The organism is Pseudomonas sp. PHC1 (assembly GCF_046487845.1).
In the GTDB taxonomy this organism is placed as follows: Bacteria; Pseudomonadota; Gammaproteobacteria; order Pseudomonadales; family Pseudomonadaceae; genus Aquipseudomonas; species Aquipseudomonas sputi.
In genome coordinates, this window is record NZ_JBJXHJ010000019.1 from 14,637 (window position 1) to 29,355 (window position 14,719).

Genomic DNA, 14,719 nt, shown 5'->3' on the forward strand with positions numbered 1-14,719 from the left:
AACACTTTATGTTGCTGGCAAGTCTGTTTGGCATGGTGATGGGATTGATCCTCGGTCTGACCGGGGCGGGTGGCGGGATTCTCGCCGTGCCGGCGCTGGTGTTGGGGCTGGGCTGGACGATGACGCAGGCCGCGCCGGTGGCGTTGTTCGCAGTGGGCAGCGCGGCGGCGGTCGGCGCGATCGATGGTTTGCGCCACGGTCTGGTGCGTTATCGCGCGGCGCTGCTGATTGCAACGCTCGGCGCGGTGTTTTCGCCGGTGGGCATCTACTTTGCCCATCAGTTGCCGGAAAAGGTCCTGATGATCCTGTTCAGCCTGCTAATGGTGATGGTGGCGTGGCGCATGTTGCGACGCGAACGCCAGCAGGAAGGACCGAGCGACCATGGCCACGCCAGTTGGGGCCAGAAAAACTGCATGCTCAACGAGCAGACCGGCCGTTTCGACTGGACCGCCAAATGCACCGCGACCCTCGCGGTGCTGGGCGCGGTCACGGGTGTGGTGTCCGGGTTGCTGGGGGTGGGGGGCGGGTTTCTGATCGTGCCGGCGTTCAGGCAACTGACCGATGTGCAGATGCGCGGCATCGTCGCCACTTCACTGATGGTCATCAGCCTGATTTCCGCCATCGGCGTGATTGGCGCGTTCCATGCCGGGGTGCGGATCGATCATCTGGGCGCATCGTTTATCGTGGCCAGCATCGTCGGCATGATCATCGGTCGTAAACTCTGCGCGCGAGTACCGGCGAGGACGTTGCAGGTGGGGTTTGCCAGCGTATGTCTGGTGGTCGCCGCTTACATGTTGCTGCGGGCGTGAGACAACACCTGTGGCGAGGGAGCAGGCGCCCTCGCCACAGCACAGTGTTACAACACCAGATGCGGTAACCACAGCGACAGCGCCGGAACGTAGGTCACCAGTATCAGCACCAGAAACAGCACGGCGTAGAACGGCATCAGCGCCTTGACGGTGCTTTCGATGCTGACCTTGCCCACCGCCGAACCCACGAACAGCACGGCCCCTACCGGCGGCGTTATCAGGCCGATGCCGAGGTTGACCAGCATGATCATGCCGAACTGCACCGGGTCGACGCCGATACCGAGGATCACCGGCATCAGGATCGGCGTGAGGATCAGGATCAGCGGCGCCATGTCCATCACAGTGCCGAGCAACAGCAGCATGACGTTGATGCACATCAGGATCACGTAGCGGTTATCGGACAAGGTCAGGAACAGCGTGGTGATCTTCGCCGGGATCTGCATCAGGGTCATGATGTAGCCGAAGCTGGCGGCGAAGCCGATCAGGATCATCACGATGGAAATGGTGCGCACCGTGCGATGCATCAGTTTCGGCAGTTCACTCCATTTGTAGTCGCGGTAGATGAACATGGTGACGAAAAACGACCACAACACGGCGATGGCCGCCGACTCGGTGGCCGTGAAGATCCCAGACAGAATCCCGCCGAGAATGATCACCATCGCCATCAGCCCCCACAACGCTTCACCGCAGATCTTCAGGGCTTCGCGCAGCGGGATCACTTCCCCCTTGGGATAGTCGCGTTTGCGCGCAAAAATCAGGCACAGCGCCATCAGACACACGCTCATCAGCAGGCCCGGCACCACGCCGGCCATGAACAGCGAAGCAATGGAAACGGTGCCGCCGGCCGCCAGCGAGTAGAGCACCGAGTTGTGACTGGGCGGGGTCAACAGGGCCTGTACCGAACCGCTGACGGTGACCGCCGTAGAGAATTCCCGAGGGTAGCCCTTGCGCTCCATTTCCGGGATCAGCACCGAACCCACCGACGCGGTGTCGGCCACCGACGAGCCGGAAATCGCACCGAAAAAGGTCGAGGCCATGATGTTGACCAGCGACAGCCCGCCACGCACGAACCCCACCAGCACCCCGGCGAACGCCACCAGCCGTCGCGACATGCCGCCCTCGGCCATGATCGCGCCCGCCAGCACGAAGAACGGAATCGCCAACAGGGAGAATTTGTTCACCCCGCCCGCCACCTGAATCATCAAAGCCTGGAACGGAATGTCGATCCACCACGCGCCGATCAGCGCCGACAGCCCGAGCGCATAGGCCACCGGCATGCCGATCAGGATCAGTGCGATAAAACTGCCCAGCAGAATCAATGCGTCCATCAGGCAGCCCCTTCGTTTTCTTCAACCAGGTCGAATCGCACCACGCGGCGATTGCTTTGATCGCCGAGCAAGAGTTTTTCCAGTACGAAAACCAGCGTCAGCGCACCGCCAACCGGGATCGGCATGTAAGTGATGCCGACCCGCAATGTCGGCAGGGCGCTCATGAACTGGTTCCACGTCGACAGGCATAATTTCGTGCCCCAGATCGTCATGAACAGGCAGATGATGCCCATGAGCACTTGGGAAACGATGCTCATGGTTCGGCGCATCTTCGGTTGCAGGCGGTCGGTGACCATCGCCACCGCCATGTGCGCCCCGGCGCGGTAGCTGGCGGCGGCACCGATGAAGGTGAAGACCATCATCAGCAGGATGGCGGTGGGCTCCGGCCAGCTTGAGCCGGTGCCGAGGACGTAACGGGCGAACACGCCCCAGGGGATGATCAGGGCTATGGTCAGCACCGACAGACCGGCGACCCAGATGCAGGCCATGTAGATCCGGTCATTGATGCGCAGCAGCAAATTCTTCATCGGGTTCCACCGTAACCGGGCAGGCGCGGACGTCGAGCGACGCCAGCGCTGCCGGGCCTTTTGCAGAGGTCTGGGAGGGTTACTGAACGGCTTCGATGCGCTTGATCAGGTCGGCGTAGGGTGCGCCGTACTTCTCGCGGATCGAGGCGGTGGCCTCGTAGAAGGGTTTCTTGTCGACGGTGATGAACTCGACGCCGGCCGCCTTGAGTTTTGCCTCGCTGCTGACGGACTTGGCGTCCCACAGCGTGCGCTCCTGGGCTTGCGCGGCCTTGGCGGCTTTTTTCACCAGCGTCTGCTGATCGGGCGTGAGTTTGTCCCAGGTGATTTTCGACATCACGATGGGCTCTGGCAGGATCAGGTGTCCGGTCAGGCTGTAGTACTTGGCGTTCTGGTAGTGGTTGTGTTCAAGCAAGGTCGGCGGATTGTTTTCCGCGCCGTCGATGACGCCGGTCTGCAGGGCACTGAAGATTTCGCCGGTGTCCATGGCGATACCGTTGCCGCCCATGGCGTTGATGGTTTCGATGAACATCGGGTTGCCTTGCACGCGGATTTTCATGCCTTTGAGGTCTTCGAGGCTGCGTACCGGTTTCTTGGTGTAGATGTTGCGCGTGCCGCCGTCCATCCACGCCAGGGCGACGAGGTTGAATTCGGAGTTGGTGATCTTGTCGAGGATTTCGTCGCCGATTTCACCGTCGATGATCTTGCGCATGTGCGCCTGGTCACGGAACACGAACGGCATGTTGAACACGTTCACGTCCGGCACCACCGGGCCGACGATGCCGAGGCTGACGCGGGCCATCTGGATGGCACCGACCTGGGCCTGCTCGACCACTTCCTTTTCCGAGCCGAGTACGCCGCCGGGGAACATTTTGAAGGTCAGTTTGCCGTCACTTTCGGCAACCAGGGTCTTGCCCAGCTGTTCTTCGGCGACCACGGTCGGATAACCGGCGGGGTGGATGTCGGCGAATTTGATTTCCAGCGCCTGGGCCGCGCTGCCGAAGGTGAGCGCGAGGGGGAGTGCGGCGGCGAGCAACGTGCGTTTGAAGTCCATCAGGGGTTCTCCAGTCTTGTTATTTTTGTGTTCAAGGCACAGCAATGCAGCAAGGGCGGGTTACAGCAGGTCGTCGAACATGGGCTCCGGCAGGCCTTTGACGCCGGGGTTGAGGGCGAACACGCCGCCGGCCAGGGACTGCGGATCCTGGTCGTCGCCGGGGCGGATCGAGGTCACGAACAAGGTGTCCATCCGGCTGCCGCCGAAGGCGCACATGGTGGGCTTTTTCACCGGTACCGACAGCGAGCGGTCAAGGCGACCTTCGGGGGTGAAACGATGGATCAGGCCGACATCGTTGGCGCAGATCCAGTAGCAGCCATCGGCATCCACGGCAGCGCCGTCGGGGCGGCCGTAAAAATGGTTCATGTCCACGAACACCCGTCGGTTGGAGGGTGTGCCTGTCTCGGTGTCGTAATCGAAAGCCCAGATCAGTTGGACGTTCGGGTGCGAATCCGACAGGTACAGGGTTCTGCCGTCCGGGCTGAAGCCCAGGCCGTTGGGCACGATGAAGCCATCAAGCTGTGCCTCGGTCGCGCCTGTTTGCCCGGCACCGTAACGATAGAGCCGGCCCTCGGGCAGATTCAGGCCCATGTTCAGTACCATGCTGCCGGCCCAGAACCGGCCCTGACGGTCGCAGCGACCGTCGTTCAGGCGCATGTCCTGGCGGCTGTGTTCGACCGGGGCCAGCAGGTCGCTGTCGAGGCTGCCATCGCTGTGCGGTTGCAGGTGAAAGAACCCGCTTTCCATGCCGGCAACCCAGCCGCCCTTGCTGTGGCGGGCGAGGCAGGCGAGCATTTCGGGAGCCTTCCAGGCGTGGACGTGGCCAGTGTCGGCGCTCCAGCGTTGCAGGCCACGGTTGGGAATATCGACCCAGTACAAGGCGTTTTCCTGCGATACCCAGACCGGGCTTTCACCCACGGCGTTGCGCGCATCGACGATCAATTCGGCTTGCATACTCATTCCCTTGGTTTGTTCTTTTGGAGACGGACCAGCGCAGCGCTCAATCGCCAAACGGGCCGGCCGCAACGAAGGCTCCGCCCTGATAGATCCGCGCCGGGTCATCGCGGGTGGGCATCGGCTGCGCTTCGACCTGTTCGCGAAACACTTCGGAGGTGTCCTTGGCCTCGAAACCGAGGTGGCTGGCGCAGCGGTTGTCCCACCACACGTCCTTGTTGGCGGACATGCCATAGACCACGGTGTGGCCGACGTTGGGGGTGTACAGCGAACGTTCGAGCAATTGGGTAAGGTCGTCGAAGCTCAACCAGGTGTGCATCATCCGGCGGTTCTGCGGTTCGGGAAACGACGAGCCGATGCGGATGCTGACGGTTTCGATGCCATAGCGATCAAAGTAGAAACTGGCCATGTCTTCACCGTAGGACTTGGACAAACCGTAGTAGCCATCGGGGCGGCGAGCGGAGCTGGCGTCGAGGTGTTCGTCTTGTTTGTAGAAGCCGATGACATGGTTGGAACTGGCGAAGATCACCCGTTTGACGCCGTGTCGGCGTGCCGCTTCATAGATGTGGAACACACCGCAGATATTGGCGCCGAGTATCTCTTCGAAGGGACGCTCCACCGAGACGCCACCGAAGTGCAGGATTGCATCCACGCCTTCCACCAGTTGATGCACGGCGGTTTTGTCGGCGAGGTCGCAGAGCACGACTTCTTCCCGGTCATCGATGGCCGGGGCGAGGGCGGCGATGTCCGACAGGCGCAGCACATTGGCGTAGGGGCGCAGACGTTCGCGCAGAACTTTGCCCAGGCCACCGGCGGCGCCAGTCAGCAGCAGGCGATTGAAGGGAGTGAGGGCGGTGGAGGTGGACGTCATGGCAATCCCTTATACGTTGTTATTAGGGTTGTTGTAGGTTGTCGTATGACTTCGCTGAAGTATCGGTAGGGTTTCCGGAACTTGTCAACGCGACTTTCGGTGTAAGTGACGGAAGGCCCGATTCACCTTCCGTTTCTGTCTCGTCGGGGTTTACAACAGCGAAATCGGGTAACTGATGAAGATCCGGTTTTCGTCGAATTCGTTGGTGCTGAAGTCCCGGCGAATCGTCGCATTGCGCCATTTGACGTTGAGGTTCTTCAGCGGACCGCTCTGCACGGTGTAGGCCAGTTCCGACTCGCGACCCCATTCCTTGCCATCGGTGAGGGTGCCGGTGTGCACGTTGTCACCGCTGATGTAGCGGTTCATCAGCGTCAGGCCGGGGACGCCGAGGACGACGAAGTTGTAGTCGTGGCGGATCTGCCAGGAGCGCTCCTGCGCGTTGTCATAACTGGCGTTGTAGCTGTCGTTGGCCAGTGTGCCGCCGCTGGTGCCGTTGACGCGCATCCAGGCATCGTCGCCACTGAGCTTTTGCAGGCCGATGTAGAAGGTGTTGCCGCCGTACCGGGCCGAGAGCAGGGCGAACGCGGTTTTGTTATCGAGGTCGCCGGCCTGGGCGCTGCCGTCTTCCTTGCCGGTGAAGAAACCGAGGTTGGCGCCCAGTGTCCAGTCGCCCAGTGGCTGGCTGTGGCTGAGGTTGAAATACTGCTGCTGGTAGATGTCGCTGAGTTCGGCGTACCACAGACCGACAAGTGTGCGTTTATCGTTGAAAGTGTATTCGCCGCCGCCGAAGTTGAAACGGTCGGAGGTGAAGGCGCCTCGGCCGTTCATCGACATGTCTTCCATGCTGGCATCGTTGCGTGGGCTGTTGCCACGGAACTGGCCACCGTAGAGGGTCAGGCCGTTGATTTCGGTGGATGTGACCTGGCCACCGCGAAACGTCTGCGGCAGGGAGCGGCCATCATCCGAGCGAAGGATGGGCAGCACCGGCATCCATTCACCGACCTTCAATTCGGTCTTCGACACCTTGGCCTTGAGCGCGACACCCAGGCGCCCGAAGTTGTCCGCCGGACGCCCGTCATCGTGAATCGGCAACAGCTGCGTACCGCCGCTGCCTTTGCCGCCATCGAGTTTTTGCGAGTACATGCCCAGCACGTCCAGGCCAAACCCGACGGTGCCCTGGGTGAAACCGGATCGGGCGTCGAGAATGAAGTTTTGCGTCCACTCTTCAGCCTTGCCCTGCGGATGGTTCGGGTTGACGAAGTTGCGATTGAAGTAGGCGTTGCGCAGGTTCAGCGTGGCTTTGCTGTCTTCGAGGAAACCCTCGGCATTGGCGCTCATCGGCAGGACGAGGGCGAGACTGCCGCAGCCGATCAGGCTCAAGGTGGAACGCGGGCGGGGGCCGGAAAAACGGGACGTGCGGACGGAATTGCAGTCGAGTGTGCTCACTGTGACGCTCCCTGTTTCGGTTGTTGTTTTTATTATTTGTCATACGTCGTCGTACAACATGGGGGCGAATATTTGCGAGGTTTTCCGGAAAAGTCAACAGGGCGTCGTACGATGACTTTGGGTGAGCGGGCAGCCCTCAAAGCGCTGTGAAGAGGGCTGCTTTCGGAACGTTTACTGGTTGTAGAGCGCTTCAGTGTTATCGATCAGTGGGTTTTTTTCGGTCAGCACGATTTGCGCGATCTGATCCTTGCGCATGAATTTCACTTTCGGATGGGATTGGGCATACCGGATGAAGCGTTCCATGGCTTCGACCATCGCCGGTGTGCCGCCGATGCGATCGTGCAGACTCACCGACATCATCCGCCGCTTGCTCGCGCCTTCGGCGTAGAGGCGATCGAATTCCAGCACCAGTTGCTGATAGAACTGCTCGGCGGAGAAGTGCCGGCCCTCGACCAGTACGATGTCGTTGTTGCGCAGGGTGTACGGCACCACGGCGAATTTTCGCCCACGGACCATGGTCACGAAGGGCTCGTCGCGGCTGACATCGTCGATGTGGTAAGTAAAGTTCAGGTCCTGCAGCACCTTCAGCGTATTGGGACTGCGGCGCAGCCAGTTGGCGTTGTAGCCGACCGAGCGCTGGCCGGTGATTTTTTCCACCGCCGCGACGCCATCACCGATGAACTGTTTTTCCTGGGCGTAGTTCATGTTGTACGAATCGGCCCAGCGCATGCCGTGGGCTGCCAGTTCATGACCGCGCTCAGCAATCGCTTTGGCCAGTTCCGGGTGTTTGAGCGCCGCTTCGCCGACCACGTGGGAGGTGACTTTGATGCCGGTGCGATCCCACAGGTCGAGCATGCGCCACAGGCCTTCCTTGTACCCGTAATCGAACCAGGTCTGCGCCGGCAGATCCGGATAACCTTTTGGCAGCGGTGTACCGGAGAACGGACTTTCGGCGCCCTCGGGCTGACCGCCGGTTTCGAATTGCATCGACACCGAAATCACCAGTTGCGAGCCGTCCGGCCAGGGGCGTTCCTGGGCGAAGGCGAGGGCGGGCAGCAACAGGGCAGTGGCCAGCAGGTTTTTCAGCAGACGCGGGGAGCGCTGCCAGCGGGGAGTGGTCATATCGGACACCTTGCAGGTTGAGAAGTGCTGCAAGGTTGGCATTGGCCAGGCCCGGGAAACATCCGTTGCGGGCGAGATGACCTTTAAACAAAATTTACGAATCCCGGCGACCCCGGCAAACTGGTGCCATCTCCGGCACAAGGCCAACCAATGAACCAATACGCCCCGCGCAACTGGCAGCCGCACGAGAAGCCCAGTCTGCCCGGTTCCCCCTCGACGCCGCTGCACTCCAACCCCAAGCGCCTGGCCTATGCGCTGGTCGGGTTGCTGGTGGCGGTGACCGGTGGCCTGGGCAATTCGCTGGTGGTCGCCAACCTGCCTTACCTGCAAGGTGCGCTTGGAGCGACCACGGCGGAGATGGCCTGGCTGCCGGCGGCGTACGTGATGACCAACGTCTCGATGAACCTGCTGCTGGTGAAATTTCGCCAGCAGTTCGGCCTGCGGGCATTCACCGAGGTGTTTCTGGTGCTGTATGCGCTGGTGACCTTCGGCCATCTGTTCGTCAATGACCTGAATTCGGCGGTCGCGGTGCGCGCGGCCCACGGCATGGTCGGCGCGGCGCTCAGCTCGCTGGGCCTGTATTACATGGTGCAGGCGTTCCCGGCCAAATGGCGGTTGAAGGCATTGGTACTGGGCCTTGGCACCTCGCAGTTGGCCTTGCCGCTGGCGCGGCTGTTTTCCGAAGACTTGCTGCAGATTGCCGAATGGCGCGGCCTGTACCTGTTCGAATTGGGCATGGCGCTGCTGTCGCTGGGCTGCGTCCTGATGCTCAAGTTGCCGCCGGGTGACCGGTTCAAGACCTTCGAACCCCTCGACTTTCTGACCTTCGCCATCCTTGCCACCGGCGTGGCGCTGTTGTGTGCGGTGTTGTCCCTGGGCCGGATCGACTGGTGGCTGGAAGCCGACTGGATCGGCATCGCCCTGGCCGCGTCGATTGTCCTGATACTCGCGGGGCTGGCCATTGAACATAACCGCAGCAACCCGATGCTGATGACCCGCTGGCTCGGCAGCGGGGTGATGATCCGCCTGGCGCTGGCGGTGATCCTGATTCGCATGGTGACCTCGGAGCAATCGACCGGCGCCGTGGGCTTCATGCAAAACCTGAACATGAGCAGCCAGCAGTTGCACAGCCTGTATGTGGTCATGCTGATCGGCAGCGTTGCCGGGCTGCTCACCAGTGCGCTGACCATCAACCCGCAACACTTGCTGATGCCCCTGATCATTTCGCTGGCGTTGATGGCCACCGGCTCGATCATGGACAGCTCATCAAATAACCTGACTCGCCCCGGCAACCTGTATTTCAGCCAGTTCCTGCTGGCGTTCGGCAGTACCTTCTTCCTCGGTCCGACCATGGTGCTGGGCACGCGCAACGTGCTGACCAACCCGCGCAACCTCGTGAGCTTTTCCGTGTTGTTCGGGATCTGCAACAACCTCGGCGGCCTGATCGGCGCGGCATTGCTGGGGACTTTCCAGATCGTGCGCGAGAAATTTCATTCCAGCCATATCGTCGAGCAACTGGTAATGTCCGACCCGCGTGTTGCCGCCCGGGTGCAAAGCGGGGGCTCGGCGGTTGGCTCGCTGATCGCCGATCCGAGCCTGCGTCATCTGGCGGGGATCCGCAGCCTGGCCAACGCCGCCACCCGCGAAGCCAACGTGCTGGCCTATAACGATGTGTTCATGCTGATTGCGGTGATCGCGATCCTGACCATGATCTGGATTTCCATCCGTGCGCTGTGGCTGATCAGTACCACCAGAGCCGTCGCCCCGACACCTTCCGTACCCTCCAGCGGTGCCACTTCTTCATGACCGAACCGACCACTACGACCACCAATGCCATCGCCGCCACCCCTGAGGGCGTGGCGCCGCCGTCATCACCGAACACCGAGCCGCGTTCGCTGCGGGTGCGGATCATCTCGTCGCTGGGGTTTGCCGCGATTGCCATCGTCGGCGTGCTGATCGTGCTTTACGCCTGGCAACTGCCGCCGTTCAGCAGCGCGGTGGAAACAACCGAAAACGCGCTGGTGCGCGGTCAAGTGACGATCATCGGCCCGCAGCTCAGCGGTTATGTGTTTGAAGTGCCGGTGCAGGATTTCCAGTTTGTGAAGGCGGGCGATTTGCTGGTGCGTCTCGATGACCGTATCTACCAGCAACGGCTCGACCAGTCGCTGGCGCAACTGGCGGTGCAGAAAGCCTCGCTGGCCAATGTGGTGCAGCAGCGCAACAGCGCCGAGGCGACGATCAAGCTGCGGCAGGCGGTGGTGGCCGACAGCGAAGCGCAGCTGCGCAAAAGCGAGGCGGATCTGCGACGCAACAAGGCTCTGGTCAATGATGGCTCGGTGTCCAAGCGTGAGATGGACGTGGCGCTGGCTGCCAACGCGCAAAGCATTGCGGCGGTGGCGCAGGCCAAGGCCAATCTGGAAATCGCCCGGCAGGATCTGCAAACGGTGATCGTCAATCGCGGTTCGCTGGAGGCGGCGGTGGCCAGTGCCGAGGCGGCGGTGCAACTGGCGCGAATCGACTTGTCCAACACCCGGATCGTTGCCCCGCGTGACGGCCAACTGGGGCAGATCGGCGTGCGCCTGGGCGCTTACGTCAACTCCGGGGGGCAGTTGATGGCGCTGGTGCCGGACCAGAAATGGGTGATCGCCAACATGAAAGAGACTCAGATGAACAACGTGCGGGTCGGGCAACCGGTGAGCTTCACCGTCGATGCCTTGAACCACCGCACATTCACCGGCCATGTGCAGCACATCTCGCCGGGCACCGGTTCCGAATTCGCGTTGTTGCAGGCTGACAACGCCACCGGCAACTTCGTGAAAATCGCCCAGCGGGTGCCGGTGCGCATCACCATCGATCCGGATCAGCAGGAGAGCGAGCGCCTGCGACCGGGGATGTCGGTGGTGGTCAGCATTGATACAGCGGCGGGCGACACCCAGAAACATTGACCTCAGGCGGCGATCATCGGCGGCAGGGTACCGAGCACGGACACCGCCGCTACGGCGCCGATCCAGCGCCGACGCTTCACCCTTGCCGGAATAGCCAGGCCCCGAACAGCATCAACACCACGACGAAATGCAGGAACCGGCACAGCGCCAGCGCTCCGCTCTTGTGCATGTCGACCGACACCGCGTGCCATTCGACCTTGTATTCGCCGGCGGTGAGCAGGTTTTCCAGCCTCATGGGAAATCCCTTTTCCGTGAGTGACGGCGCACGGTATAGGGCGTGCCCTTGCCGAGAGCGGATGCTAGTCTTCAACCACGTTGTCCTCAGGGAGCCCTCATGGGCAATCACAAGATCGAAATCCGCCGCACCAACGTCGATAAGATTCTGCTGGCGGCGGAAAAAGTCTTCGCCGAAAAAGGTTTCGGCGGCACCGCCATGGCGGACATCGCCGCTGAAGTGCAGCTGCCACGCTCCAATCTGCATTACTACTTTTCGACCAAAAGCGAGCTGTACAGCGCAGTGCTGTTCGACCTGCTGGAAGTGTGGAAGCAGGACGCGCTGTGCTTCGAGATGTTCGACGATCCGCGCGTGGTGCTCAGCAGCTACATCCGCGCCAAGATGAACCACTCGCGCAGCCGGCCCTACGGCTCGAAAGTCTGGGCCAACGAAATCATCCACGGCGCACCGACCCTCGGTGAGGCGTTGGACGTGAGCCTGTACGACTGGGCGAAGATGAAAGAGGCGAAGATCCGCCAGTGGGTGGAGGACAAGCGGATTCTGCCGGTGGAACCATCGAGTCTGCTGTACATGATCTGGGCGTCGACCCAGCACTATGCCGACTTCGATCATCAGGTGAATATTCTGAATGAGCACCAGCCGTTGTCGGACATGCAGTTCGAGCGGGCGGTGCAGACGGTGACCAGCGTGATTTTGCGGGGGATCGGATTAGAACCTTGAGCCTCGTAACCGATCGTTCCCACGCGGAGCGTGGGAACGATCTTTCAGCGTGGGAACGATCATTCAGGCACTGACGTGATACGGATTCCTCGGATCATGATTCCAGTCCAGAAACGGCTTGCCCGTCTCCATCGGTACCATCTCGATGCAATCCGCCACCGGGCAGGTGATCTGGCACAGATTGCAGCCCACACATTCGTCATCGATCACTTCGTATTTGTGCGTGCCATCGGCCTGTTTCAGGCTGCTGATCGCTTGGTGTGACGTGTCCTCGCAGGCAATGTGGCAACGCCCGCAACCGATGCACGCCGCCTGGTCGATTTTCGCGATGACCTGATAGTTGATATCCAGGTATTTCCAGTCGGTCGTATTGCCCACCGCACGTCCGGAAAACTCGGCGATGCTGGCGTAGCCCTGACTGTCCATCCATCGCGACAGGCCATCCTTCATCTCATCGACAATCCGGAAACCATGCAGCATCGCCGCCGTGCACACCTGCACCGCGCCGCTGCCCAGGGCGATGAACTCCGCTGCGTCGCGCCAACTGCCAATGCCGCCGATGCCGCAGATCGGCAGGCCCTGGGTCTGCGGGTCACGGGCGATTTCCGCGACCATGTTCAGCGCGATCGGTTTGACCGCCGAACCGCAATAACCGCCGTGGGTGCTTTTGCTGCCGACAGTGGGCAGGGCGACCATGTGTTCGAGGTCGACACTGGTGATCGAGTTGATGGTGTTGATCAGCGACACGGCATCGGCGCCACCCCGGTGCGCAGCGCGGGCGGCCACGCGGATGTCAGTGATGTTCGGCGTCAGCTTGACGATCACCGGCAGCGAGCAATAGGTCTTGCACCAGCGCGTGACTTGCTCGACGTACTCCGGCACCTGACCGACCGCCGCGCCCATGCCGCGTTCAGGCATGCCGTGGGGGCAGCCGAAATTCAGCTCGATGCCGTCGGCGCCGGTGGCTTCCACCAGTGGCAGGATGTGTTTCCACGACGCTTCGACGCAGGGCACCATCAGTGACACGATCAGCGCGCGGTCCGGCCAGTCCTTTTTCACTTGGGTGATTTCCCGCAGGTTGATTTCCAGCGAGCGGTCGGTAATCAGTTCGATGTTGTTGATGCCCAGCACTTCACGATTGGCGCCGTAGTGCGCCGAATAACGCGACGACACGTTGACCGCCGCCGGGTCTTCACCCAGGGTTTTCCAGACCACGCCGCCCCAGCCGGCCTCAAAGGCGCGGACCACGTTGTAGGCCTTGTCGGTCGGCGGCGCGGAGGCCAGCCAGAACGGGTTGGGGGCTTTGATACCGGCGAAGACAATCGAGAGATCGGCCATTTACGCAGCCTCCACATTGAGCATCAGTTGAGCGTTGATCGCCTCGGCGGCGCGCTTGCCGTGTTGCACCGCTTGCACGGTCAGGTCCTGATCGAGGCTGGTGCAGTCGCCGCCGGCGTACACGCCGGGGAGGCTGGTGCGCAGGTTCTCATCGACCTGGATGCGTTCGCCCTGACGCTTGAGCTCGCGGGCCAGCGGGTCGGCGAGGGCGCTGCCGTCGAAGGCCTGACCGATGGCTTTGAAGATTGCATCGGCGGCCAGCTCGAACGTTTCGCCAGTGGTTTGCAGGCGACCGTCCACCAGATGGGTGCGGGCGAAACGCATGCCGCGCACCTTGCCCTGAGCGTCGAGCAGCACTTCGTCCGGTTGCGCCCAGGTCAGCAGCCGCACCTGATTGGCCTTGGCGATGTCCTGTTCGTGGCCGGTGGCGCCCATGTCCGCCGCACCACGGCGATAAACCAGGTTGACGTCGCGGGCACCGAGGCGGGCCATTTGCACGGCCATGTCGATGGCGGTGTTGCCGGCGCCGAGGACGATGCAGTGATCGGCCAGCGGCAGTTGCGACAGGTCATCGGCCTGGCGCAGTTCGCGGATGTAGTCGGTGGCGGCGAGCAGGCCGGGGGCCTCTTCGTGGGCCAGACCGAGCTGCTTGCTGGCGTTCAGGCCGAGACCGAGGAACACGGCGTCGAACTGTTGATGCAATTCGCTCAAAGTCAGATTCTCGCCGAGTTTCTGGCCGTGGCGGATTTCGATGCCGCCGATTTGCAGGAGGAAGTCCAGCTCCTTCTGCGCGTAGTCGTCCACCAGTTTGTACTTGGCGATCCCGTATTCGTTGAGCCCGCCAGCCTTCTCCCGCGCTTCGAAAATCACCACGTCATGCCCGTGCATGGCGCTGCGATGTGCGCAGGACAAACCCGCCGGGCCGGCACCGACCACGGCGATGCGTTTGCCCGTCGCGGCGGCGCGTTGGAATGGATGTTCAGTGAAGTGCGCGTTGTCCACGGCGTAGCGTTGCAGCAGACCGATCAGCACCGGCGCGCACTCGTGAGCGTTGTTGCGCACGCAGGCTTGCTGGCAGAGGATTTCGGTCGGGCAGACCCGCGCGCAACTGCCACCGAGGATGTTTGCCGAGAGGATTTTCTGCGCCGCACCGGGCACGTTGTCCTGGTGGATATTGCGGATGAACGACGGAATGTCGATCTCGCTCGGGCATGCATTCACGCACGGCGCGTCGTAGCAATACAGGCAGCGCGAGGCTTCCAGGTGCGCCTGTCGGGCGTTGAGCGGCGGCGCCAGATCGGTGAAGTGGCCGGCGAGGGCGGCCGCACTTTCGTGCGGGTGCGGGAGATGGTTCAGGGTCTCGATCACGGTTT

14 protein-coding genes are annotated in these 14,719 nt (G+C 61.9%); 4 read left to right on the plus strand and 10 right to left on the minus strand.

The window, feature by feature from the left end; translation table 11 throughout:
• The first annotated feature begins 8 nt into the window (after positions 1 to 8).
• Positions 9 to 809 carry a sulfite exporter TauE/SafE family protein gene (locus ACKJSM_RS21150; RefSeq protein WP_236177640.1) on the plus strand — a complete coding sequence of 267 codons (801 nt, stop codon included), beginning with the start codon at positions 9 to 11 and terminating at the stop codon, positions 807 to 809.
• 47 nt (positions 810 to 856) lie between these two features.
• Here ACKJSM_RS21150 and ACKJSM_RS21155 read toward each other — a convergent pair whose 3' ends face one another.
• From ACKJSM_RS21155 to ACKJSM_RS21185, 7 genes are all read right to left on the minus strand, one after another.
• Positions 857 to 2,137: a TRAP transporter large permease gene (locus ACKJSM_RS21155; protein WP_410238732.1), complete on the minus strand. Its 1,281-nt coding sequence runs from the start codon at positions 2,135 to 2,137 to the stop codon at positions 857 to 859.
• The gene (locus ACKJSM_RS21160; RefSeq protein WP_410238733.1) at positions 2,137 to 2,664 is read right to left on the minus strand and encodes a TRAP transporter small permease; all 528 of its coding nucleotides are present in this window, start codon (positions 2,662 to 2,664) and stop codon (positions 2,137 to 2,139) included. The genes ACKJSM_RS21155 and ACKJSM_RS21160 overlap by 1 nt, the downstream gene beginning before the upstream one ends.
• Before the next feature lie 79 nt (positions 2,665 to 2,743).
• Positions 2,744 to 3,715 carry a TRAP transporter substrate-binding protein gene (locus ACKJSM_RS21165; protein WP_236177643.1) on the minus strand — a complete coding sequence of 324 codons (972 nt, stop codon included), beginning with the start codon at positions 3,713 to 3,715 and terminating at the stop codon, positions 2,744 to 2,746.
• A 60-nt stretch (positions 3,716 to 3,775) separates the two neighbouring features.
• Positions 3,776 to 4,669 carry an SMP-30/gluconolactonase/LRE family protein gene (locus ACKJSM_RS21170; protein WP_410238734.1) on the minus strand — a complete coding sequence of 298 codons (894 nt, stop codon included), beginning with the start codon at positions 4,667 to 4,669 and terminating at the stop codon, positions 3,776 to 3,778.
• Positions 4,670 to 4,715: 46 nt separating this feature from the next.
• Complete coding sequence (locus ACKJSM_RS21175) at positions 4,716 to 5,540, minus strand: NAD-dependent epimerase/dehydratase family protein (RefSeq protein ID WP_236177645.1); 825 nt, start codon at positions 5,538 to 5,540, stop codon at positions 4,716 to 4,718.
• A 150-nt stretch (positions 5,541 to 5,690) separates the two neighbouring features.
• Positions 5,691 to 6,986: an OprD family porin gene (locus ACKJSM_RS21180; protein ID WP_410238735.1), complete on the minus strand. Its 1,296-nt coding sequence runs from the start codon at positions 6,984 to 6,986 to the stop codon at positions 5,691 to 5,693.
• A 171-nt stretch (positions 6,987 to 7,157) separates the two neighbouring features.
• Positions 7,158 to 8,108 (minus strand): polysaccharide deacetylase family protein, encoded by a 951-nt coding sequence (locus ACKJSM_RS21185; RefSeq protein ID WP_410238736.1) that lies wholly within the window; start codon positions 8,106 to 8,108, stop codon positions 7,158 to 7,160.
• A 150-nt stretch (positions 8,109 to 8,258) separates the two neighbouring features.
• On the opposite strand from ACKJSM_RS21185, the gene ACKJSM_RS21190 reads away from it, so the two are divergent.
• Together ACKJSM_RS21190 and ACKJSM_RS21195 are read left to right on the plus strand one after the other, a co-directional pair.
• Positions 8,259 to 9,914: an MFS transporter gene (locus tag ACKJSM_RS21190; RefSeq protein ID WP_410238737.1), complete on the plus strand. Its 1,656-nt coding sequence runs from the start codon at positions 8,259 to 8,261 to the stop codon at positions 9,912 to 9,914.
• Complete coding sequence (locus ACKJSM_RS21195; RefSeq protein WP_236177649.1) at positions 9,911 to 11,053, plus strand: HlyD family secretion protein; 1,143 nt, start codon at positions 9,911 to 9,913, stop codon at positions 11,051 to 11,053. The genes ACKJSM_RS21190 and ACKJSM_RS21195 overlap by 4 nt, the downstream gene beginning before the upstream one ends.
• 76 nt (positions 11,054 to 11,129) lie before the next feature.
• On the opposite strand, the gene ACKJSM_RS21200 is transcribed toward ACKJSM_RS21195, so the two are convergent.
• Positions 11,130 to 11,288, minus strand: a complete 159-nt coding sequence (locus ACKJSM_RS21200; protein ID WP_410238799.1) for a hypothetical protein — start codon at positions 11,286 to 11,288, stop codon at positions 11,130 to 11,132.
• 99 nt (positions 11,289 to 11,387) lie between these two features.
• On the opposite strand from ACKJSM_RS21200, the gene ACKJSM_RS21205 reads away from it, so the two are divergent.
• Positions 11,388 to 12,008 carry a TetR/AcrR family transcriptional regulator gene (locus tag ACKJSM_RS21205; RefSeq protein ID WP_007952885.1) on the plus strand — a complete coding sequence of 207 codons (621 nt, stop codon included), beginning with the start codon at positions 11,388 to 11,390 and terminating at the stop codon, positions 12,006 to 12,008.
• Between the two features lie 63 nt (positions 12,009 to 12,071).
• On the opposite strand, the gene preA is transcribed toward ACKJSM_RS21205, so the two are convergent.
• Both preA and ACKJSM_RS21215 read right to left on the minus strand, forming a co-directional pair.
• Positions 12,072 to 13,346 (minus strand): NAD-dependent dihydropyrimidine dehydrogenase subunit PreA, encoded by a 1,275-nt coding sequence (gene preA / locus ACKJSM_RS21210; RefSeq protein ID WP_236177650.1) that lies wholly within the window; start codon positions 13,344 to 13,346, stop codon positions 12,072 to 12,074.
• Entirely contained in the window at positions 13,347 to 14,714 is a 1,368-nt protein-coding gene (locus tag ACKJSM_RS21215) for an NAD(P)-dependent oxidoreductase (protein ID WP_410238738.1), read from the minus strand.
• Between the last annotated feature and the right edge of the window lie 5 nt (positions 14,715 to 14,719).

Excerpts from the sequence above, each read along its gene's own strand:
- ACKJSM_RS21150 (WP_236177640.1), top strand. The coding sequence starts at position 9 with ATGTTGCTGGCAAGTCTGTTTGGCATGGTGATGGGATTGATCCTCGGT.
- ACKJSM_RS21155 (WP_410238732.1), bottom strand. The coding sequence starts at position 2,137 with ATGGACGCATTGATTCTGCTGGGCAGTTTTATCGCACTGATCCTGATC.
- ACKJSM_RS21160 (WP_410238733.1), bottom strand. The coding sequence starts at position 2,664 with ATGAAGAATTTGCTGCTGCGCATCAATGACCGGATCTACATGGCCTGC.
- ACKJSM_RS21165 (WP_236177643.1), bottom strand. The coding sequence starts at position 3,715 with ATGGACTTCAAACGCACGTTGCTCGCCGCCGCACTCCCCCTCGCGCTC.
- ACKJSM_RS21170 (WP_410238734.1), bottom strand. The coding sequence starts at position 4,669 with ATGCAAGCCGAATTGATCGTCGATGCGCGCAACGCCGTGGGTGAAAGC.
- ACKJSM_RS21175 (WP_236177645.1), bottom strand. The coding sequence starts at position 5,540 with ATGACGTCCACCTCCACCGCCCTCACTCCCTTCAATCGCCTGCTGCTG.
- ACKJSM_RS21185 (WP_410238736.1), bottom strand. The coding sequence starts at position 8,108 with ATGACCACTCCCCGCTGGCAGCGCTCCCCGCGTCTGCTGAAAAACCTG.
- ACKJSM_RS21190 (WP_410238737.1), top strand. The coding sequence starts at position 8,259 with ATGAACCAATACGCCCCGCGCAACTGGCAGCCGCACGAGAAGCCCAGT.
- ACKJSM_RS21195 (WP_236177649.1), top strand. The coding sequence starts at position 9,911 with ATGACCGAACCGACCACTACGACCACCAATGCCATCGCCGCCACCCCT.
- ACKJSM_RS21200 (WP_410238799.1), bottom strand. The coding sequence starts at position 11,288 with ATGAGGCTGGAAAACCTGCTCACCGCCGGCGAATACAAGGTCGAATGG.
- ACKJSM_RS21205 (WP_007952885.1), top strand. The coding sequence starts at position 11,388 with ATGGGCAATCACAAGATCGAAATCCGCCGCACCAACGTCGATAAGATT.
- preA (WP_236177650.1), bottom strand. The coding sequence starts at position 13,346 with ATGGCCGATCTCTCGATTGTCTTCGCCGGTATCAAAGCCCCCAACCCG.